Source organism: Acidisoma sp. (assembly GCF_035492295.1).
GTDB lineage: Bacteria > Pseudomonadota > Alphaproteobacteria > Acetobacterales > Acetobacteraceae > Acidisoma.
Map to the genome: position 1 here is coordinate 1 of NZ_DATJJK010000106.1, position 16,150 is coordinate 16,150.

The window sequence follows — 16,150 nt, forward strand, 5'->3', positions numbered from 1 at the left end:
TGTCGGCCGGCAGCACCGCCACCCCTCCGGGCTCCAACCCGGACAGGATCGCCGCCTTCTCGGCAGCGATAGCCGCGAGGCTGCCCATATGCCCGATATGAACCGGCGCCACATTGGTGATCACCGCGACATGGGGGCGCGCGATCGCCGCCAGCGGCGCGATTTCGCCGGGATGGTTCATGCCAATCTCAGAGACGCAGAAACGCGCATCCGGCGGCAGGCGGGCGAGCGTCAGCGGCACGCCCCAGTGATTGTTGTAGGAGGCGACGGCGGCATGGGTCGGCCCCGCGGCCGAGAGAATGCGCCGCAGCATTTCCTTGGTCGTGGTCTTCCCAACACTGCCGGTGACGGCGACGAGTTTTCCAGTAAAGCGATGGCGGGCGAACCGGCCGAGGGCGGCGAGCCCAGCCAGCGTATCGGCGACCGTCAGCAGCGGTGCTTCGGGCGGCAACTCCCGTAGCGGCCGGTCGACCAGCGCGCCGGCCGCACCGGCCGCCAAAGCCTCAGCCACGAAAAGATGGCCATCCCGATTCTCGCCATGGAGTGCGACGAAGAGATCGCCCCGCGCGACCGCGCGGGTGTCGATCGAAACGCCTTCTACCGCGAAGGCGCGGGAGAGCGGGCCGCCGGTGGCGGCCACGAGATCCTCCGCCGTCCACAGCGCGGTCACGCGGCGCGCTCCCCGGTCAGGCGCCGAACGACCTCGGCATCATCGAAAGGAAGCACCTCGCGGCCGACGATCTGCCCCTGCTCGTGCCCCTTGCCGGCGACGACCAGGATATCGCCCGGGCCCAGGAGACCAAGCCCGGCGGCGATTGCAGCCTCGCGGCCCGCGATCTGGGTCGCGTCCGGCGCGCCCGTCATCACCTCGGCGCGGATGGCGGCCGCATTCTCGGTGCGGGGATTGTCGTCGGTCACGATGACATGCTCGGCACCCGCGGCGGCGGCCTGCGCCATGAGCGGGCGCTTGCCACGGTCCCGGTCCCCGCCCGCGCCGAAGACGATCGCGAGTTTTCCCTGCGTATGCGGGCGAAGGGCAGACAGCACCCGGGTGATGGCGTCGGGCGTATGGGCGTAATCGACATAGACGGCGGCACCGTTCGGCAGCGTCGCCGCCAGTTCCATCCGTCCGCGCACGCCCTGCAGCCGGTGCATGCGGTCGAAAACGGCCGTATCGCCCAGCATCAGGGCGAGCGCCGCGGCGACGAGTGCATTATCGGCCTGAAAACGACCGGGCAGCGGCAGGGCGACCTCGAAACGGCGACCGCCGACCGACAGGTCCAGGATCTGCCCATCCGGGCGCGGCGTCACGGCATGCAGATTGATCACACTGCCGCCCTCGCCCACCGTACCGAAGTGAAGGCCGCGTCGGGCGGCGATGCGCGCCAGCGCCTCGTGCGTCTCCGCATCGAGCGCGCGGGCGGCGACGGCGGGCGCACCGCGCGGCAGAAGTTCGGCGAAAAGGCGGAGCTTCGCCGTTCGGTAGGCGTCCATCCCGCCGTGGTAATCGAGATGGTCACGCGTCAGATTGGTAAAGGCGCCGGCCGAAAGACGCAGTCCGTCCAACCGGAACTGGTCGAGACCATGGGACGAGGCTTCGAGCGCCACATGCTGGACGCCGGCCGCGACGAGCGCTGCCATGACCTGGGCGAGCGTGACCGGATCCGGCGTGGTGAGGCCCGCCCCCTGGGGAAAGCCCGGAGCCACCAGCCCGAGCGTGCCCAGCGAGGCCGCAGGATGGTCCGCAAAGGCCCAGAGCTGGCGCAGAAAATCGGCCGTGCTGGTCTTGCCGTTGGTACCGGTGATGGCGGCGATGCGGCGCGGCTGGTTGCCCGCCAGGCTCGCCGCCATGAGGGCGAGACGCCGGCGCGGCTGCGCGTCCAGAATCAGGGGGCGCGGCGGCACACCAGCCGGCCAGTCGGTGCCGAGCGGGGCCAGCACCGCCGCCGCCCCGCGCGCCACGGCGTCCGCTATGAAATCCCGGCCATCGCGTGTCGTGCCCGGGAGGGCCGCGAAGACGAAGCCCGGGCGCACGTCCCCGCTGGTCGCGGTGATGCCGCCGATATCGACCTCGCCGGCCCCGCCCATCACTGCCGCACGCGATGGCCGCGCGGGGTTCTGGGCGTAGGCCCCCTGCATGAGGTCAATGAGACGCATGGGCATCGTTCGGCGCCGCCACGCGATACATCGCGTCGTGGCGCAAGGATTTGGCGGCAGCGGCATCGGAGGCCGACCAGCGGTCCGCTGCCGCTGCACGAGCGACCTCCTGGGCGTGCTTGGCCGTGCGCGGGCTCGGCTCGTTGGAGGCGACATTGTCCGGCTCGCCCGGATTGTTGGGACCGTAGGGGACGACGCCGGGCGGAACGGGATAGGGGTCGGGCAGCGACAACTCCTGGTTGATCGCCGCGACATTCTCGAAGCGCGGCATCACGTTCAGCATCGGGCCGATGCGCGCGATGACATGGGCGACGGCCGGCCCCGCGATCCACCCACCCGTGGTGTAGCCATGGGTCTGCGCCGTGGGGTGGGGGCTGTCGATCGCGACGTAGACGACGTAGCGCGGCGCATTCATCGGGAAGGCCGCAACGAAGGACGCGTAGTTAAGATGGCGCCGGTAGCCGCCGCTCTCGGAGATCTTCTGCGCGGTACCGGTCTTGGCGCCGACGAAATAGCCGGGCACGTCGCCAAACTCCGCCGTGCCGCCGGTCACGATCGAACGCAGGATCTTGCGCAGCGTATCCGAGGTCGATTGCTTCATCACGCGCTCACCCTGGATGGGCGCATCACCCGGCTCGGAGGCGATGAGGGTCGGCTTGTAGAGGATGCCGCCATCGACCATGGCGACCGCGGTATTCGCGATATGCAGAGGCGTTTCGGCGATGCCATTGCCGAAGGAGACCGTCATCACCGTCGCCTTGCCCCAGGAACTGGCGGGGTGCACCTGCGGCAATGCCGCTTCCGGCAACTGAATCGGCTCGCGGGACATCAGCCCCATCTTCTGCAGCCAGGCGCGCTGGCGATCCTTGCCGACCAGGATCGCGATGCGCGAGGCGCCGATGTTGGACGACAGCTTCATGATATCGCCAAGCTGCATCCAGCGATGCTGCGGCTCGAAATCGGTAATGTGGAAGCGGCCGATCGGAATCGGATGGGTCGTGTTGAAGGAATCCCACAGGTGGATGACGTCGTCATCCAGCGACATGCCGGCGGTCTGCAGCTTGAAGACCGAGCCCGGCTCGTAGGTGCCCGTGGCGCAGCGGTTGAACCGTGCGGCCGGCGGCGCCGTCGCCAGATCATTCGCATCATAGTCCGGAATGCTGACCATGCCGAGGATCTGGCCGTTCGTTGCATCCTCAACAATGCCGCAACCGCCAATGGCCGTGTAAGTACTCACGGCATTCGCGACTTCGTCACGCAGGATCGCCTGCACGCGCACGTCGATGGAAAGCCGGAGCGGTGTCGAGTCGTCGTTCAGGCGCTTGTTGAAATACTTCTCGACACCCGCGATGCCGTCACCGTCGATATCGACCCCGCCCAACACCTGGGCGGCGGTATCGCCCAGCGGGTAGCGCCGGTCCGAGGACATCTGAAAGGACAGGCCGGGGATGCCGAGATTGTTGATGGCCAGTTCCTGCGCCGGCGTCACGCGGCGCGCGATATAGACAAAAGCCTTGGCCGAGGAGAGACGTTGGACGACATCCTGCTCGTCGAGGTCGGGCAGCACCTTCTTGAGCTGGTCGGCAACGGCCTTGGGGTCGATCATTTGCCGCGGATCGGCATAGAGGCTCGCCACGGGAAGCGAGACCGCGAGGATTTGGCCATTGGCATCGACGATGGAGGCACGGCCTGGCGGTGGTGCCGTCGCGGGCGGTGGCGGCTGGGGCGTGAATTGCTGGACCACGCGTGGCGCCGGCAGCATCGGGTTGATCAGCGTCGCGTCCGTCAGCTTGGCGGCAACTGCGAAAAAGAGCAGCAGAAAGACGGCCGACACCACAACGAGCCGCGCCCGGCTCTTCTCCAGCGCAGCGCGCCGGCGAAGGTCGGGCGAGGTCACGCGAACTGTTTCCGCCTGGACATCGCCGCCGCCCTTACGCGGCCGCGGACCCCAGGGATTGTTCGGCGCGGTGTCGGGCGGGGGCGCGTCGCTCACGATCCGGGATGCCTACTGCGTCGTCGCGTAGAGCGGCCGCGGCGGTGCGAGGGTCCCGCTGCCCGCCATGCCAAGAGAGGACGAGACGGGGCGGTACATCACGGTCGCCGCCGAAGGCGTGATGCGCGGCGCGACATAGGGCTGTCGCACAGGCTCGTTCGCTGCATAGAGCTGGCCTGCGGCTGGCTGGGTCGTGCGATGCGTAGCCCGCGCCTTCTGCACATCAACCGCCGGGCGCGGCGCGCTCGGCGCGGCAAGTGCGGACTGCGTCACGACCGGCGTGCGGCTGACCGCCGCCGTTTGCACATGCCGGGACGCGCGATGCGCGGGAGCGGGCATGGCGACCGCAAGCCGGGGCGTGGGCGCCGGGCCCGGCGGCGGCGGGGGCGCCACGTCAGGCGGCAGGACCGTGATCGCGGCCAGGTCAGCCGGTACCGCGCCATCCTGGGTCTGGGCCTGAGCCTGAGAGGCGTCGACGGCCGGAGCCGCATCGCTCGGCGCGGGCGAGGCCGCAACCTGCGGCTGCAGCAGAGCGACGGCCTGATCGGCCGATCCGGGCGCGGGAGCGGCAGAGGCCATCGGCACGCCATGGGTCGGGTCAGTGATGGCGGGGGCGATCGCCTCCGGCGGCACTGCGGGCTTCGTTACGCTGGGCGCGACCGGTGCGGGCAGATTGACCGCCAGCTGATCGAGCGTCATGAGCTGCGATGGCGCCATCGGCTTGAGGGCGAGATACTGGTTGGCCAGCGTCTGGAGCCGCTCGGGATCGTTCATGAGCGCCCAGTCTGCCCGCAGCATCCGGGTGCGCTCGCGCGCCACGTCGATATCGTGAAACGCGCTGCGCAGTTGGGCGTCCAGCGCGAAGGCCCGCTGCTTCACCTGATAGAGGTAGAGCCCCGAGCCCGCCGCAAGAACCAGACAGATGCAGGTGAAAGGCCTAATCATGCTGCAATCTCCGCCGCATCGAGCCGGCGCAAGGCCCTGAGCCGTGCACTGCGTGCACGGGGATTGGCCGCGAGCTCGGCAGAGCCCGGGCGCAGCGCCTTACGCGTCAAAAGAGAGAACTGTGCCGCTGCCGGCGGCACGAGGCCGCGCGGATCGTAGCGGGATGGGCCGGGCGTCTGGCCGGCAGCGTCGGTCATGAAGCGCTTGACGATGCGATCCTCAAGGGAATGGAAGGAAACGACCACGAGCCGGCCGCCTGGGCGCAGCAGGCGCGCCGCCTGATCGAGCGCGCGCTCGATCTCGCCGAGTTCGTCATTCACCTGGATGCGCAGCGCCTGGAAGCTGCGCGTCGCGGGATGGATGCCGGAACGGTCAGGCGGCATCACCCCGCGAATGATGGAGGCAAGCTCACCCGTCGTCGTGATCGGCTTTTCCGCCCGCGCCACGACGATCGCACGCGCGATCCGGCGGGACTGACGCTCTTCTCCGAATTTGTAGAGCAGATCTGCCAGTTCCTCGGCCGGAAGACGCGCCACCAGATCGGCTGCACTGGGACCGGCCGCACTCATCCGCATGTCGAGCGGTCCGTCCGCCCGAAAGCTGAAGCCGCGCGCCGCATCGTCGATCTGGAAGGAGGAGACGCCGAGATCGAGCACAACACCGTCGAGCGCGCCCACCCCTCGCTCGCTCAGAAGATCGAGCATCTGGCCGAACCGCCCCTCAACGAGATGGAGACGGCCGGGGAAATGCGCGGCGAGTGCTGCACCGCGTGCAATTGCGTCGGGATCGCGGTCAATCGCCCAGACGGTGCAATCGGCCTGCTCCAGAATGGCGCGCGTATAGCCGCCGCCGCCGAAGGTGCCGTCAACGTAGATTTCGCCCGCGCGCGGTGTGAGGGTCTGCAGAACCTCACCGAGCATCACGGGAACATGGCTCGCTGTGTGCTGACTCATCGCGCGACCCCCATGGCCGGCTGCGCGCCCGGCAGGGTGAGGCCTCGATTGTTGACGACCTGTCGCGCTTCGGCAGCGCGGCGCCGCGCAGCTTCGGGCTCCCAGATTTGAAAGATGGGGCCTGTGCCCATGAACAGCGCGTTCTCGGCCAGAGCCGCGTGGCCGACCAGAATCTCGTTGAGCAGGATGCGCCCCTCCTTATCCGCTTCGATCGGATAGGCGTCGGCATAGATCGCCGCGGCCAGATCGTCATATTCCGGACTGAAGAGCTCGTAGCGCTCAAGCGACTGGGCGAGCCTGTCGAACACCGTCTGCGGCCAGGCCTCGATGCAGGCATGCTTGTGCGAGGGGCGCAGGATCATGGTCACGGGCCCTTCGGCCTCGCCCGACAGCTTCTTGAGATTGGCGCGGAAGGCGGCGGGTACGGATACGCGCCCCTTGGCATCCAGCCTGTTCAGGTGGCTCCCGAGAAAATGCGTCATCGGGCCCCCTTCCACTCTCGCGCTGGCCGCAGCGTCTCCATTGACGTTCTGTGGCGAAGAGCGAGGCGTCGCATCCGCCACATCATGGGATGCCATGGGTTATCATGGGTGTAATTGGGCGTCAAAGGGATTCACGCTCACGATTTGGAAAAACTCTTAGATTTTTCCTTGAAAACAGTCGCTTCGCAGCTTTCGCCGAACCCGCCCAAGGTTACACAAAGATGTGTTTTGTTCTCCTCACGTTCATATATTTTGGCGGAATCCGACATCGCCGGAGGCGCTCCGCCCATAAAAGCCCATGGCAGAAGGGCGCGATAGAGTACCAGACGGTCTATAAGCCGGGTTCTGTCCGGGCCGCTTGCGCGGCCGTGGACGGCCATTCCTCTGGGATGCATCTTGCGATGCACCTCGCGCGACCAACCCGGATGGCGGGGCAGAAACGCCCTCGCGTCACATGGCCGAAACCATGCCGCCGGCCACCCCTATTCGGTCTTGCTCCCGGTGGGGTTTACCCTGCCCGCGCCGTTACCGGAGCGGCGGTGCGCTCTTACCGCACCGTTTCACCCTTGCCGGCAGACCTTACGGCGCACCGGCGGTTTGTTTTCTGTGGCACTGTCCCTGGGGTCGCCCCCGCCGGCCGTTAGCCGGCACCGTGTTTCTGTGGAGCCCGGACTTTCCTCCCCCATGCCCGCGAAGGGCATGAGAGCGGCCGTCCAACCGTCTGGCGGGGCGGTGATTGCGCCAGCGTCGGCCGAAGGTCAACCGCCGCTCTGCACAGTTCTCACCAGCACGGCCGCGCGCCACGCCGTCTCGGCATCCGCGGCGCCGGTAACGGCCTCAGGGCGCCAATGGCGCTGGAAGGCGCGGAGGAGGGCCGCGAAGGCCGCCTCGCCCGCCGCTACGGGCGGCACCGGATAGCCGAAGCCCGCGAGATCGGCCCGCAACTGCGCGAGATCGACCCTATCTGCCGGCGGCACTGACGGGAAATCTGGCCAGAGCCCAACCCCCTGCCCTGCCAGCCAAGGCCAGTCAAATAGCTCGCCCGGGTCGTCCTTGCGGTCGGGTGCGATATCGGAATGGGCGACAACGTTGCGCGGCGGGATCGGATGCCGCGACAGAATGCCCCGGCAGAGATCCCGCACCGCGGCCATCTGGGCCGACGGGAAGGGCCGATAGCCCCATTCATGGCCGGGATTGACGATTTCGATGCCGATCGAGCGGCCGTTCAGCGTCTCGTGCCCACGCCAATGGGAGATGCCTGCATGCCAAGCACGCTGCGCCTCCGGCACCAGGCGCCAGAGCGTGCCGTCTTCCTCCACCACGTAATGGGAGGAGACGCGGGCCTCTGGGTCGCAGAGCCGGTCGATCGCCGCCTGCCCCGTCTGCATGCCGGTGTAATGCAGCACCAGGATATCGAGGGGCTCGCCCGCCGGCCGCGCATCGTGATTGGGTGAAGCGCGCTCCCTCACAGCTTGCGCAGCACGTCGAGCGGGACGAGCACACCCTCCCGCTCGAAATGCCAGAAGGTCCATCCATTGCAGGAGGGCGCGTTCTGCAGCTCGGCACCGACCTTGTGGATCGATCCACGCAGATCGCCCGCGCTGACACTGCCGTCAGGTCCGACGATCGCCGAAACACGACGCTGCTTGTCGTACAGCACCGTGCCGGGGGCAAGCGCGCCGCTTTCCACCAGAGAGCCAAAGGCGACACGCGGCGTTTCCCGACGCGAGGGGGTGATGACCATCGCGTCGCTATGCAGCGGTCGGGTTTGCGCCAGACGTGCCCAGGCGGCTTCGACATAGGCCGGATGCCGCTCGATGCCGATGAAATGCCGGTTGAGGCGCTTGGCGACGACCGCCGTGGTTCCGGTGCCCGAGAAGGGGTCGAGCACGATGTCCTCGGGCACGGTGGAAGCGAGGAGCACCCGGTGCAGCATGGATTCCGGCTTCTGCGTCGGATGCAGCTTCAGTCCGTGCTGATTGCGCAACCGCTCGCCGCCATTGCAGATCGGCAGGTACCAGTCGCTGCGCATTTGCAGATCGTCGTTCGCGGTTTTCATTGCCTGATAGTTGAAGCGATATCGGGAATCCCGGCCGCGTGCCGCCCAGATCAGGGTTTCATGCGCATTGGTGAACCGCCGGCCGCGGAAATTCGGCATCGGGTTCGATTTGCGCCAGACGATATCGTTCAGCATCCAGAAGCCAAGATCCTGCAGGATCGAGCCGATGCGATAAATGTTGTGATAGGAGCCGATGACCCAGAGCGTGCCGTCCTTGCGCAGCAGGCGTCGGCACTCGGTCAGCCATTCGCGCGTAAACCGGTCGTATTCCGCGAAATCCGTGAAGCGGTCCCAGTCGTCGTCGACGCCATCGACGATGCTCTCGTCCGGTCGGCGCAACTGGCCTTGCAATTGAAGGTTATAGGGCGGATCGGCGAAGATGCAGTGAACCGACGCCGGCGGCAGCATCCTCATCATTTGGATGCAATCGCCGAGCAAAAGTTGGTTCAGCGGCAGTTCGCGCGTGAGATCCACATTCCTCCTCATGGTGTCGGACCAGGATGCAGGCACGGCGAAAGGCGAAGGCTCGACAGTGGTTTCAACATGACGGGGATCAAAGCGCCAGAGTGTTGAGAGAAATCGGCGCTTCCGCCGCGTAGGAAAGAGGCATCGGCTCCGGCAGGAGCAGGGCCTCTTGCAGCAGGGCCCGAACGGGCGCGAAGCCGCGGCGATGATGGACGCTCACGCCGACCCGCTCCATGGCGCGGCAATGGGCCGGCGTGCCGTAACCAGCATTCGTCTCCCAACCGTAATGCGGAAAACGGCTTGCCAGCCGCGCCATCGCACGGTCCCGGATCACCTTGGCGACGATGGAGGCGGCGGCGATGGAGAGGCTTGTCGCGTCGCCGCCCACCACGCAGTGCACCGGGCAGCCGAGCAACGGCGCCTTGTTACCATCCACGAGAGCAGCGTCGGGCGGCGCCGGCAGACGCAGCATCGCGCGACGCATGGCGAGCAGGCTGGCATGGAGGATGTTCATGCGCTCGATCTCGGCGACAGAGGCGGCACCGACCGCGATCTCCGCGATCGTTCCGCGGGCGGCGAGGAGCGCGGCGAAGGCAATCTCCCGTTTCTCGACAGAAAGCTTCTTGGAATCGTCGAGCAGGCTTGCGAGCTTGCGCGGCACGCCGTTCGGAAAGACCACGGCCGCGGCCATCACCGGACCGGCGAGCGGGCCGCGCCCGACCTCGTCCAATCCCGCGACGCGGCCGCCCGTCGCCTTTTCGAGCTTGAAATGCGGTGCCATCAGTCGCGCACGAACAAACGGCGCCAGAGAGCGCCCAGACCGCCCGCCTCGCGGCGCACCTGCGAATAGGACACATGGGGCCGCGCCGCCGGAGGGCGCAGCGCGCTGCTGATGAGCTGTCGCCCCGTCTCCTGCTGGGCGATCAAACGGCGTTGGAAGCTCACGATGGCAGCAGAGTTGTCGTCCAGCGGTTCGCGCGTGAGGATGTCGGCCAACGCCGTCGCCTGATCGAAGGCGCCGGCACGGCGGTAAATATCGATCAGGCAAAGGCGCGGCTGCACCTCCTCCGATTGCGGCCAGAGTGCCGCTGCCTGGAGGCGCCACGCCTGCGCCCATTCCGCCTCCTCGGCATCGTCCGCCGCCCAAGCGGCCTGCAACAGGCCTTCCGCCGCCGCCCAAACATCCCCCCGGCGCTGGCAAAGCAGCGCCCAAAGCAGGAAGCTGCGCGCGCAGGCGGGCGCCTGATCACGCAGCGCGGCATATTCCGGGTCGTCCCGCACGACCGCGGCATCGGCATCGCGGATCGAGGCGAGATCGGGCGCTGCCGCGCCACAGCCGGAACATTCCGCCACCCAGCGGCGCAGGGTGGAGCGCGCGGGTTCGCCAGGGCGGAAATCGAGATCGGGGGCGAGCTCCGGCGCCGGCATCTGGAAGACCGGCCGCACCATCGCACCGCAAACAGCGCAGACGCTCATCGCCCGGCCCTCACGCGCGCGCCCGGAAGGCAGCGAGCCCATCGGCCAGACGCCCCAGCGCGCGGCGCAGCCGGTCGGGGGCCACGGCGAAGCACACGCGCAGCCATCCCTCCCCGCTCTCGCCGAAGGCGATCCCCGGGGCGATGGCAATGCCATGATCGGTGACCAGCCGCTCGGCCAGGGCCAGGCTGTCGGTCAGCCCATCGACCTGCAGAAAGGCGTAGAAGGCGCCGTCCGGCGAGGCATAGCGGATGCCGGGAACGCCGCCCAGAATGTCGGCCGCGATGTGCCGCCCCTCGGCGCAATGGGCGCGGAAGGTGGGTGGCGTCACATGGTCGGCGACGGCGGCGAGCCCGCCCTGCTGGATGAAGGGGGCGACGCCGGAATGCGTGACCTCGATGAGTTCGGACAATGCGTCCCGGGTGCCCTCGGGCACGATGAGCCAGCCGAGGCGCCATCCCGTCATTACCCAGGTCTTGCTGAAGCTGTTGGCGACGATCACCCGGTCATCGGCCTCGGCGATATCGAGGATGGAGGGCGCGGCATCCCCCCCATCATAGACGAGGCGGGAATAGACCTCGTCCGAGAGCAGCCAGCAGCCGTGTTTCCGGCAGAGGGCGAGGATCGCCCGCAGCTCCGCCTCGGTCGCGGTCCAGCCGGTCGGGTTATTCGGTGAATTGAGAATGAAGACGCGGGCGCCGGCCAGCATCCGGTCCAGCTTCTCGAGATCGAGATGCAGCGTGCCGTCCTGCCGCGCGTCGAGCGCGAGGGGGTCCACCTGAGCGCCACGCAGGCGGGCGGCATTCCCGGCATTGGGCCAGGCCGGCTCGTGCAACACCACACGGTCACCCGCCCGCAGGATGGCGGATAGGCCGATCGCCAGGGCCGCCATGCCCGATGCGGTCACCATCACGCGGCCCTCGGACACAGGTTGCTTGTGCAGCCCCGTTAGATAGTGGGCGAGCGCATGGCGCAGCGCAGGCAGGCCGCGTACATCGGGATAGAGCGTCTCGCCCCGGTCAAGTGCTGCCTTGAGCGCACCTACAGCCGCAGCCGGGCTTTTCCGATCGGATTCGCCGAAACACAGAAACTCAGTATCCGGGCGCTCGAAGGCGAGGCGTGCCACGGAGACGATTCGCGACCCCTGCAGACGGGTCAGATCGAAGTGCGGAGGAGACATGCGAATCGGGCTAACACAGCGAGCCGAGCCGAGGCGAGAGGCAAAAAGTCAGGCGACGCGGCGGGGCTCTCTTTCAAGGCAATGACGCGTGGAGTCTGGCCCAGCCGGTCGCTGCTTTTCACGCCGCTTCGGCCGCAGACGGCGCCGATCGCAGGACACACAGCGCGATCAGCGACAGCGCCATGAGTCCGCCCGACAGGCCCAGTGCATAGAGCGGGCCGGCGCGATCGAGGACGAGACCAAAGAGCAAAGGCGCAAAGCCCTGCAAGATACGCGAAGGCGCCGCCAGAAGGCCGGTGCGAAGCCCGTAGCCCGCAGGGCCGAATAAGGTCAGCGGCAGCGTGCCCCGCGCGATCGTCAGCAACCCATTGCCCGCGCCGTGAAGGAGAACGAAGGGAACGGCCATCGGGGCGCCAAAGATGACCAGGAGAACGGTCCCCAAAGGATGCAACCCGGCCGCAAGACGCGCCGAAAACAGGGGCGATGCTTTCCTGAGAAGTCCAAACTCGGCCAGGCGGGCGGCTACCTGGGCGGGACCGACGAAGGCGCCTGCCGCAATCGCGGCCGCCGGCGTCGCGCCCATGGCTTCCAGCAGATGCGGCAGATGCGCCGCCAGGGCGGTCGCGACGAACCAGGTCGCGCCGAAGATTCCTGCCAGCATGATCATCGTCCCGGAAAGCTGCGCACGCTGGCCGGGCGCGTGCACCGGCGGTGGCGAAGCCGGGCGCGCTTTCGGCACCAGCAGGCGATTGAGCGGCAGCCCCACGAGCAGATGCAGAGCCGCCCAGGCGAGGCAGGCACCACGCCAGCCGAAGAGGTGAATGAAAACGGCGCTCAACGGCCAGCCGATGGTGCTGGCGAAGCCTGCGAAAAGCGTGATGCCGGTGATCGCGCTCCGCGCCTCCCGGCCATAAAGGCCGGCCGCGGTCGCGAAGGCTGCCTCGTACAGACCAAACCCCATGCCGGTGCCGATCACCAGCCAGGCGGCTGCCAGGCCCGCCGGGCCCTGGGCGAGTGCCAAGAGGACCAGCCCGGCGGCGAAAACCAGGCTGGTGCCCGCCAGCACATCCCGACCGCCGTAGCGGTCGATCCAACGCCCTGCGAGCGGACCGAAGAGGCCCGACAGGAGCAGGGCACCGGAGAAGATGCCGAAGAACCAGATCCGCGGCAGGTGCAGGCTGGCGGAAACCGGATCGGCAAATACCGCCGTCAGATAATAGGTCGAGCCCCAGGCGAGGGTTTGGGTGATGCCGAGGGTGGAAACGACGACGGCGCGCCGTTGCCTGAAGGCCGAATCGGGCATACCGATCAGCGTTCTGGCGTCAGGGACCGCGCCGCGAGATCGGTCTGCGCATTTGGCACGCCACCGGCTTTCCGTTCCGAATAACGATCAACCAAAGTCGCGCCGTGGGGTCGCAGCAGCATCGTGAATCGCACCAGTTCCTCCATGACATCGACGATCCGCTCATAATAAGCGGAAGGTTTCATGCGCCCGGTCTCGTCAAATTCCTGAAATGCCTTCGCCACGCTCGACTGGTTGGGGATGGTGACCATACGCATCCAGCGGCCGAGCAGCCGCAGCGTGTTCACCGCATTGAAGCTTTGCGAGCCGCCGGAGACCTGCATGACGGCGAGGGTCCGCCCCTGGGTGGGCCGCATACCGCCGAGTTCGAGCGGGAGGTGGTCGATCTGCGCCTTCATGATGCCGGTGATCTGCCCATGCCGCTCGGGGCTGCACCAGACCTGACCGTCGGACCACATCGACAATTCCCGCAATTCGTGGACGGCCGGATGATCGTCGCCCTTCACCTGATCAGGCAGGGGCAGGTCCGAAGGGTCGAAGATGCGCGTCTCGGCACCGAAATACCGCAGCAGCCGCGCCGCCTCCTCGACCGCGAAGCGCGAGAACGAACGCTCCCGGAGCGAGCCATAGAGCAGCAGGATGCGCGGCAGCGGCTGATCAGGGCCGAGCGAGCCGGCCAGTTGCCGATCGACAAAGCGTCGATCCAGCGCCGGCAGGCTGTCGGGATCAGGAAGGTCGCGCAGCCTCATGCCTGGCCTCTCTCGTACCATCCGCGCGAGCGTCGGACGATCTGCACCACGGAGAGCATGACCGGGACCTCCACCAGCACGCCCACGACCGTCGCAAGGGCCGCACCGGATTGGAAGCCGAACAGCGCGATGGCTGTCGCGACTGCCAATTCGAAAAAGTTGCTGGCCCCGATGAGGGCGGAAGGTCCTCCGACGCACCATTCGACGCCCAAACGGCGGTTCAGCCAGTAGGCCAGGCCCGCATTCAAATAGACCTGGATCAGAATCGGCACCGCGAGGAGGAGGATGACGGCGGGCTGGCGCAGAATCTCAGCGCCTTGCAGGCCGAAGAGCAGAACGAGCGTGAGCAGGAGCGCCATCAGGGAGAGGGGCGCCAGCCTGCCGAGCGTGCGGTGAAGAGCGACCTGACCGCCGCGCCTGAGCAGGGTCCGGCGCCAGAACTGTGCGGCCACGACCGGCACCAGGATATAGAGCACGACGGAGAGGATGAGGGTGTTCCAGGGCACCGTGATCGAGGAGAGACCCAGGAGGAGCGCCACGATGGGCGCGAACGCGACGATCATGATGCTGTCGTTCAATGCCACCTGGGAGAGCGTGAAATGCGGCTCCCCCTCCACCAGGTTCGACCACACAAAGACCATCGCGGTGCAGGGTGCTGCCGCAAGCAGGATCAGCCCCGCCATATAGCTGTCGATCTGTCCGGGCGGGAGCAGCGGCCGGAACAGATGTCCGATGAAGATCCAGCCGAGCAGCGCCATCGAGAAGGGTTTCACCAGCCAGTTGACGCCCACCGTCGTCGCGATGCCACGCCAATGCCGGCCGACCTCACCCAAGGCGCCGAGATCGATCTTCAGCAGCATCGGCACGATCATCAGCCAGACCAGGATGGCGATGGGCAGATTGACCTCCGCGACCGTCGCCGCGCCGAGCAGATGGAAGAGGCCGGGAATGACTTGCCCGAGCCCGATGCCAACCACGATGCAGAGTGCGACCCAGAGCGTCAGGTAGCGTTCGAAGGTCCCCATGCCGGCAGCCTTGGCCGGCGCGACAGCCAAGTCACTCATGGCCGATCTTGCCCAGACGGTTGCCCGTCGCATCCACCACCGCTTCGCCGTCTTCCTTGGCAAAAGCGCTGCGCTGTGGTTGGGGCAGGATATCCAGCACCGCTTCCGAGGGACGGCACAGCCTGACGCCCAGCGGTGTCACCACGATAGGACGGTTGATCAGAATCGGATGCGCCATCATCGCGTCGACCAGGGCGTCATCCGTCAGATCCGGGTCATCGAGCCCGAGCGCCTGATAGGGCGTGCCCTTCTGCCGCAGCAAATCGCGCACCGTGATGCCCATGCTGGCGATCAGTTCGACCAGTTCCGCGCGACTTGGCGGCGTCTTCAGATATTCGACGATGCGCGGCTCTTCTCCACTATTGCGGATCATCGCCAGAACGTTGCGGGAGGTACCGCAATCCGGGTTGTGGTAGATGGTGACGCTCATGATGCCTTTCCTTCGCTCGCGTCCGGTCGCATGCGGCCGATCGCGTCGACCTGGCGCTTGAGCGATAGGCGATCGAGCGCGGCAAACGGCAGCGACGTGAAAACCTTGATGCGATTTTCGAGTGCTCGGAGCGTGTCGCGGAACGCCTGAGCTTGCTCCATGGTACCTTCGACGGCAGCCGGATCAGGGAGACCCCAATGCGCTGTCATCGGCTGGCCTGGCCAGACCGGGCAGACCTCGCCTGCCGCCCGATCGCAGACGGTGAACACGAAATCCATGACAGGAGCACCGGGCTTTGCAAATTCTTCCCAGCTTTTGCTGCGCAACCCTGCCGTTGGCAGGTCAAGCGAGCGAAGCAATTGCAGGGCGCGCGGATGCACCTCTGCCTTGGGATGGCTTCCAGCGCTGAAGCCTTTGAAGAGGCCAACACCCCAATAGTTGATGAGCGATTCCGCGAGGATGCTCCGTGCCGAATTTCCGGTGCATATAAAGAGAACATTATATTTCTGATCAGACATGTTTGGCCTCCGGAGAAGGGCAGCCGCAGCTCGGAAGTGCAGACATCGCAGGCACGCAGACTTCAGGGCGCCCCTGGCAACAATCCCGCATCAAAAATCCGATCAGTCCGGACAGCGCTTCGTACGCGGCCGTGTAGCGGATCGAGCGCCCTTCCCGACGGGACTGGATCAGGCCGGCATGTTCGAGATGCGTGAGGTGGAATGAAAGGCGCGACGACCCGGCCTCAAGCGCATCGCCGATCGCGCCAGCCACCATCCCCTCCGGCCCCGCCGTAACCAACAGCCGGACGATCCTCAGGCGGGTTTCCTGGGAAAGGGCGGAGAGAGCACTGAGCGCTTGCGTTTCGTTCATAGACTATTCAATATCTCAAGAGCT

At 66.9% G+C, this 16,150-nt stretch carries 17 protein-coding genes and 1 other RNA gene; all 18 read right to left on the reverse strand.

The window, feature by feature from the left end; genetic code table 11:
* On the reverse strand, positions 1-670 hold a 670-nt coding region (locus tag VL752_RS07675), incomplete at its 3' end, for a UDP-N-acetylmuramoyl-tripeptide--D-alanyl-D-alanine ligase (protein WP_325353798.1).
* Positions 667-2,088, reverse strand: coding sequence for a UDP-N-acetylmuramoyl-L-alanyl-D-glutamate--2,6-diaminopimelate ligase (locus VL752_RS07680; RefSeq protein ID WP_325353852.1), 1,422 nt, complete (start codon positions 2,086-2,088; stop codon positions 667-669). The genes VL752_RS07680 and VL752_RS07675, both read right to left, overlap by 4 nt.
* Before the next feature lie 55 nt (positions 2,089-2,143).
* Entirely contained in the window at positions 2,144-4,150 is a 2,007-nt protein-coding gene (locus VL752_RS07685) for a peptidoglycan D,D-transpeptidase FtsI family protein (protein WP_325353800.1), read from the reverse strand.
* Between the two features lie 12 nt (positions 4,151-4,162).
* Positions 4,163-5,095 (reverse strand): cell division protein FtsL, encoded by a 933-nt coding sequence (ftsL, locus tag VL752_RS07690; protein WP_325353802.1) that lies wholly within the window; start codon positions 5,093-5,095, stop codon positions 4,163-4,165.
* On the reverse strand, positions 5,092-6,048 hold the full coding sequence (gene rsmH, locus VL752_RS07695) for a 16S rRNA (cytosine(1402)-N(4))-methyltransferase RsmH (protein ID WP_325353804.1): 957 nt from the start codon (positions 6,046-6,048) through the stop codon (positions 5,092-5,094). Before rsmH ends, ftsL begins: the two co-directional genes overlap by 4 nt.
* Complete coding sequence (gene mraZ / locus VL752_RS07700) at positions 6,045-6,530, reverse strand: division/cell wall cluster transcriptional repressor MraZ (protein ID WP_325353806.1); 486 nt, start codon at positions 6,528-6,530, stop codon at positions 6,045-6,047. The genes rsmH and mraZ overlap by 4 nt, the downstream gene beginning before the upstream one ends.
* 318 nt (positions 6,531-6,848) lie before the next feature.
* An RNA gene (gene rnpB, locus VL752_RS07705) (RNase P RNA component class A) lies at positions 6,849-7,255 on the reverse strand.
* Between the two features lie 33 nt (positions 7,256-7,288).
* Complete coding sequence (locus tag VL752_RS07710; RefSeq protein WP_325353808.1) at positions 7,289-7,999, reverse strand: N-acetylmuramoyl-L-alanine amidase; 711 nt, start codon at positions 7,997-7,999, stop codon at positions 7,289-7,291.
* Positions 7,996-9,006 (reverse strand): site-specific DNA-methyltransferase, encoded by a 1,011-nt coding sequence (locus VL752_RS07715; protein WP_408863072.1) that lies wholly within the window; start codon positions 9,004-9,006, stop codon positions 7,996-7,998. The genes VL752_RS07710 and VL752_RS07715 overlap by 4 nt, the downstream gene beginning before the upstream one ends.
* 136 nt (positions 9,007-9,142) lie before the next feature.
* The gene (locus tag VL752_RS07720) at positions 9,143-9,835 is read right to left on the reverse strand and encodes a ribonuclease HII (RefSeq protein WP_325353812.1); all 693 of its coding nucleotides are present in this window, start codon (positions 9,833-9,835) and stop codon (positions 9,143-9,145) included.
* Positions 9,835-10,530, reverse strand: coding sequence for a hypothetical protein (locus VL752_RS07725; protein WP_325353814.1), 696 nt, complete (start codon positions 10,528-10,530; stop codon positions 9,835-9,837). Before VL752_RS07725 ends, VL752_RS07720 begins: the two co-directional genes overlap by 1 nt.
* A 10-nt stretch (positions 10,531-10,540) precedes the next feature.
* Positions 10,541-11,710 (reverse strand): pyridoxal phosphate-dependent aminotransferase, encoded by a 1,170-nt coding sequence (locus tag VL752_RS07730; protein WP_325353816.1) that lies wholly within the window; start codon positions 11,708-11,710, stop codon positions 10,541-10,543.
* Between the two features lie 118 nt (positions 11,711-11,828).
* Positions 11,829-13,013 (reverse strand): MFS transporter, encoded by a 1,185-nt coding sequence (locus VL752_RS07735; RefSeq protein ID WP_325353818.1) that lies wholly within the window; start codon positions 13,011-13,013, stop codon positions 11,829-11,831.
* A 5-nt stretch (positions 13,014-13,018) separates the two neighbouring features.
* The gene (gene arsH, locus VL752_RS07740; protein ID WP_325353820.1) at positions 13,019-13,762 is read right to left on the reverse strand and encodes an arsenical resistance protein ArsH; all 744 of its coding nucleotides are present in this window, start codon (positions 13,760-13,762) and stop codon (positions 13,019-13,021) included.
* Positions 13,759-14,826, reverse strand: coding sequence for an ACR3 family arsenite efflux transporter (gene arsB, locus VL752_RS07745; RefSeq protein WP_413788763.1), 1,068 nt, complete (start codon positions 14,824-14,826; stop codon positions 13,759-13,761). Before arsB ends, arsH begins: the two co-directional genes overlap by 4 nt.
* The gene (arsC, locus tag VL752_RS07750) at positions 14,819-15,256 is read right to left on the reverse strand and encodes an arsenate reductase (glutaredoxin) (protein WP_325353822.1); all 438 of its coding nucleotides are present in this window, start codon (positions 15,254-15,256) and stop codon (positions 14,819-14,821) included. The genes arsB and arsC overlap by 8 nt, the downstream gene beginning before the upstream one ends.
* The gene (locus VL752_RS07755; protein WP_325353824.1) at positions 15,253-15,774 is read right to left on the reverse strand and encodes an arsenate reductase ArsC; all 522 of its coding nucleotides are present in this window, start codon (positions 15,772-15,774) and stop codon (positions 15,253-15,255) included. Before VL752_RS07755 ends, arsC begins: the two co-directional genes overlap by 4 nt.
* Positions 15,767-16,126 (reverse strand): ArsR/SmtB family transcription factor, encoded by a 360-nt coding sequence (locus VL752_RS07760; protein WP_325353825.1) that lies wholly within the window; start codon positions 16,124-16,126, stop codon positions 15,767-15,769. Before VL752_RS07760 ends, VL752_RS07755 begins: the two co-directional genes overlap by 8 nt.
* Between the last annotated feature and the right edge of the window lie 24 nt (positions 16,127-16,150).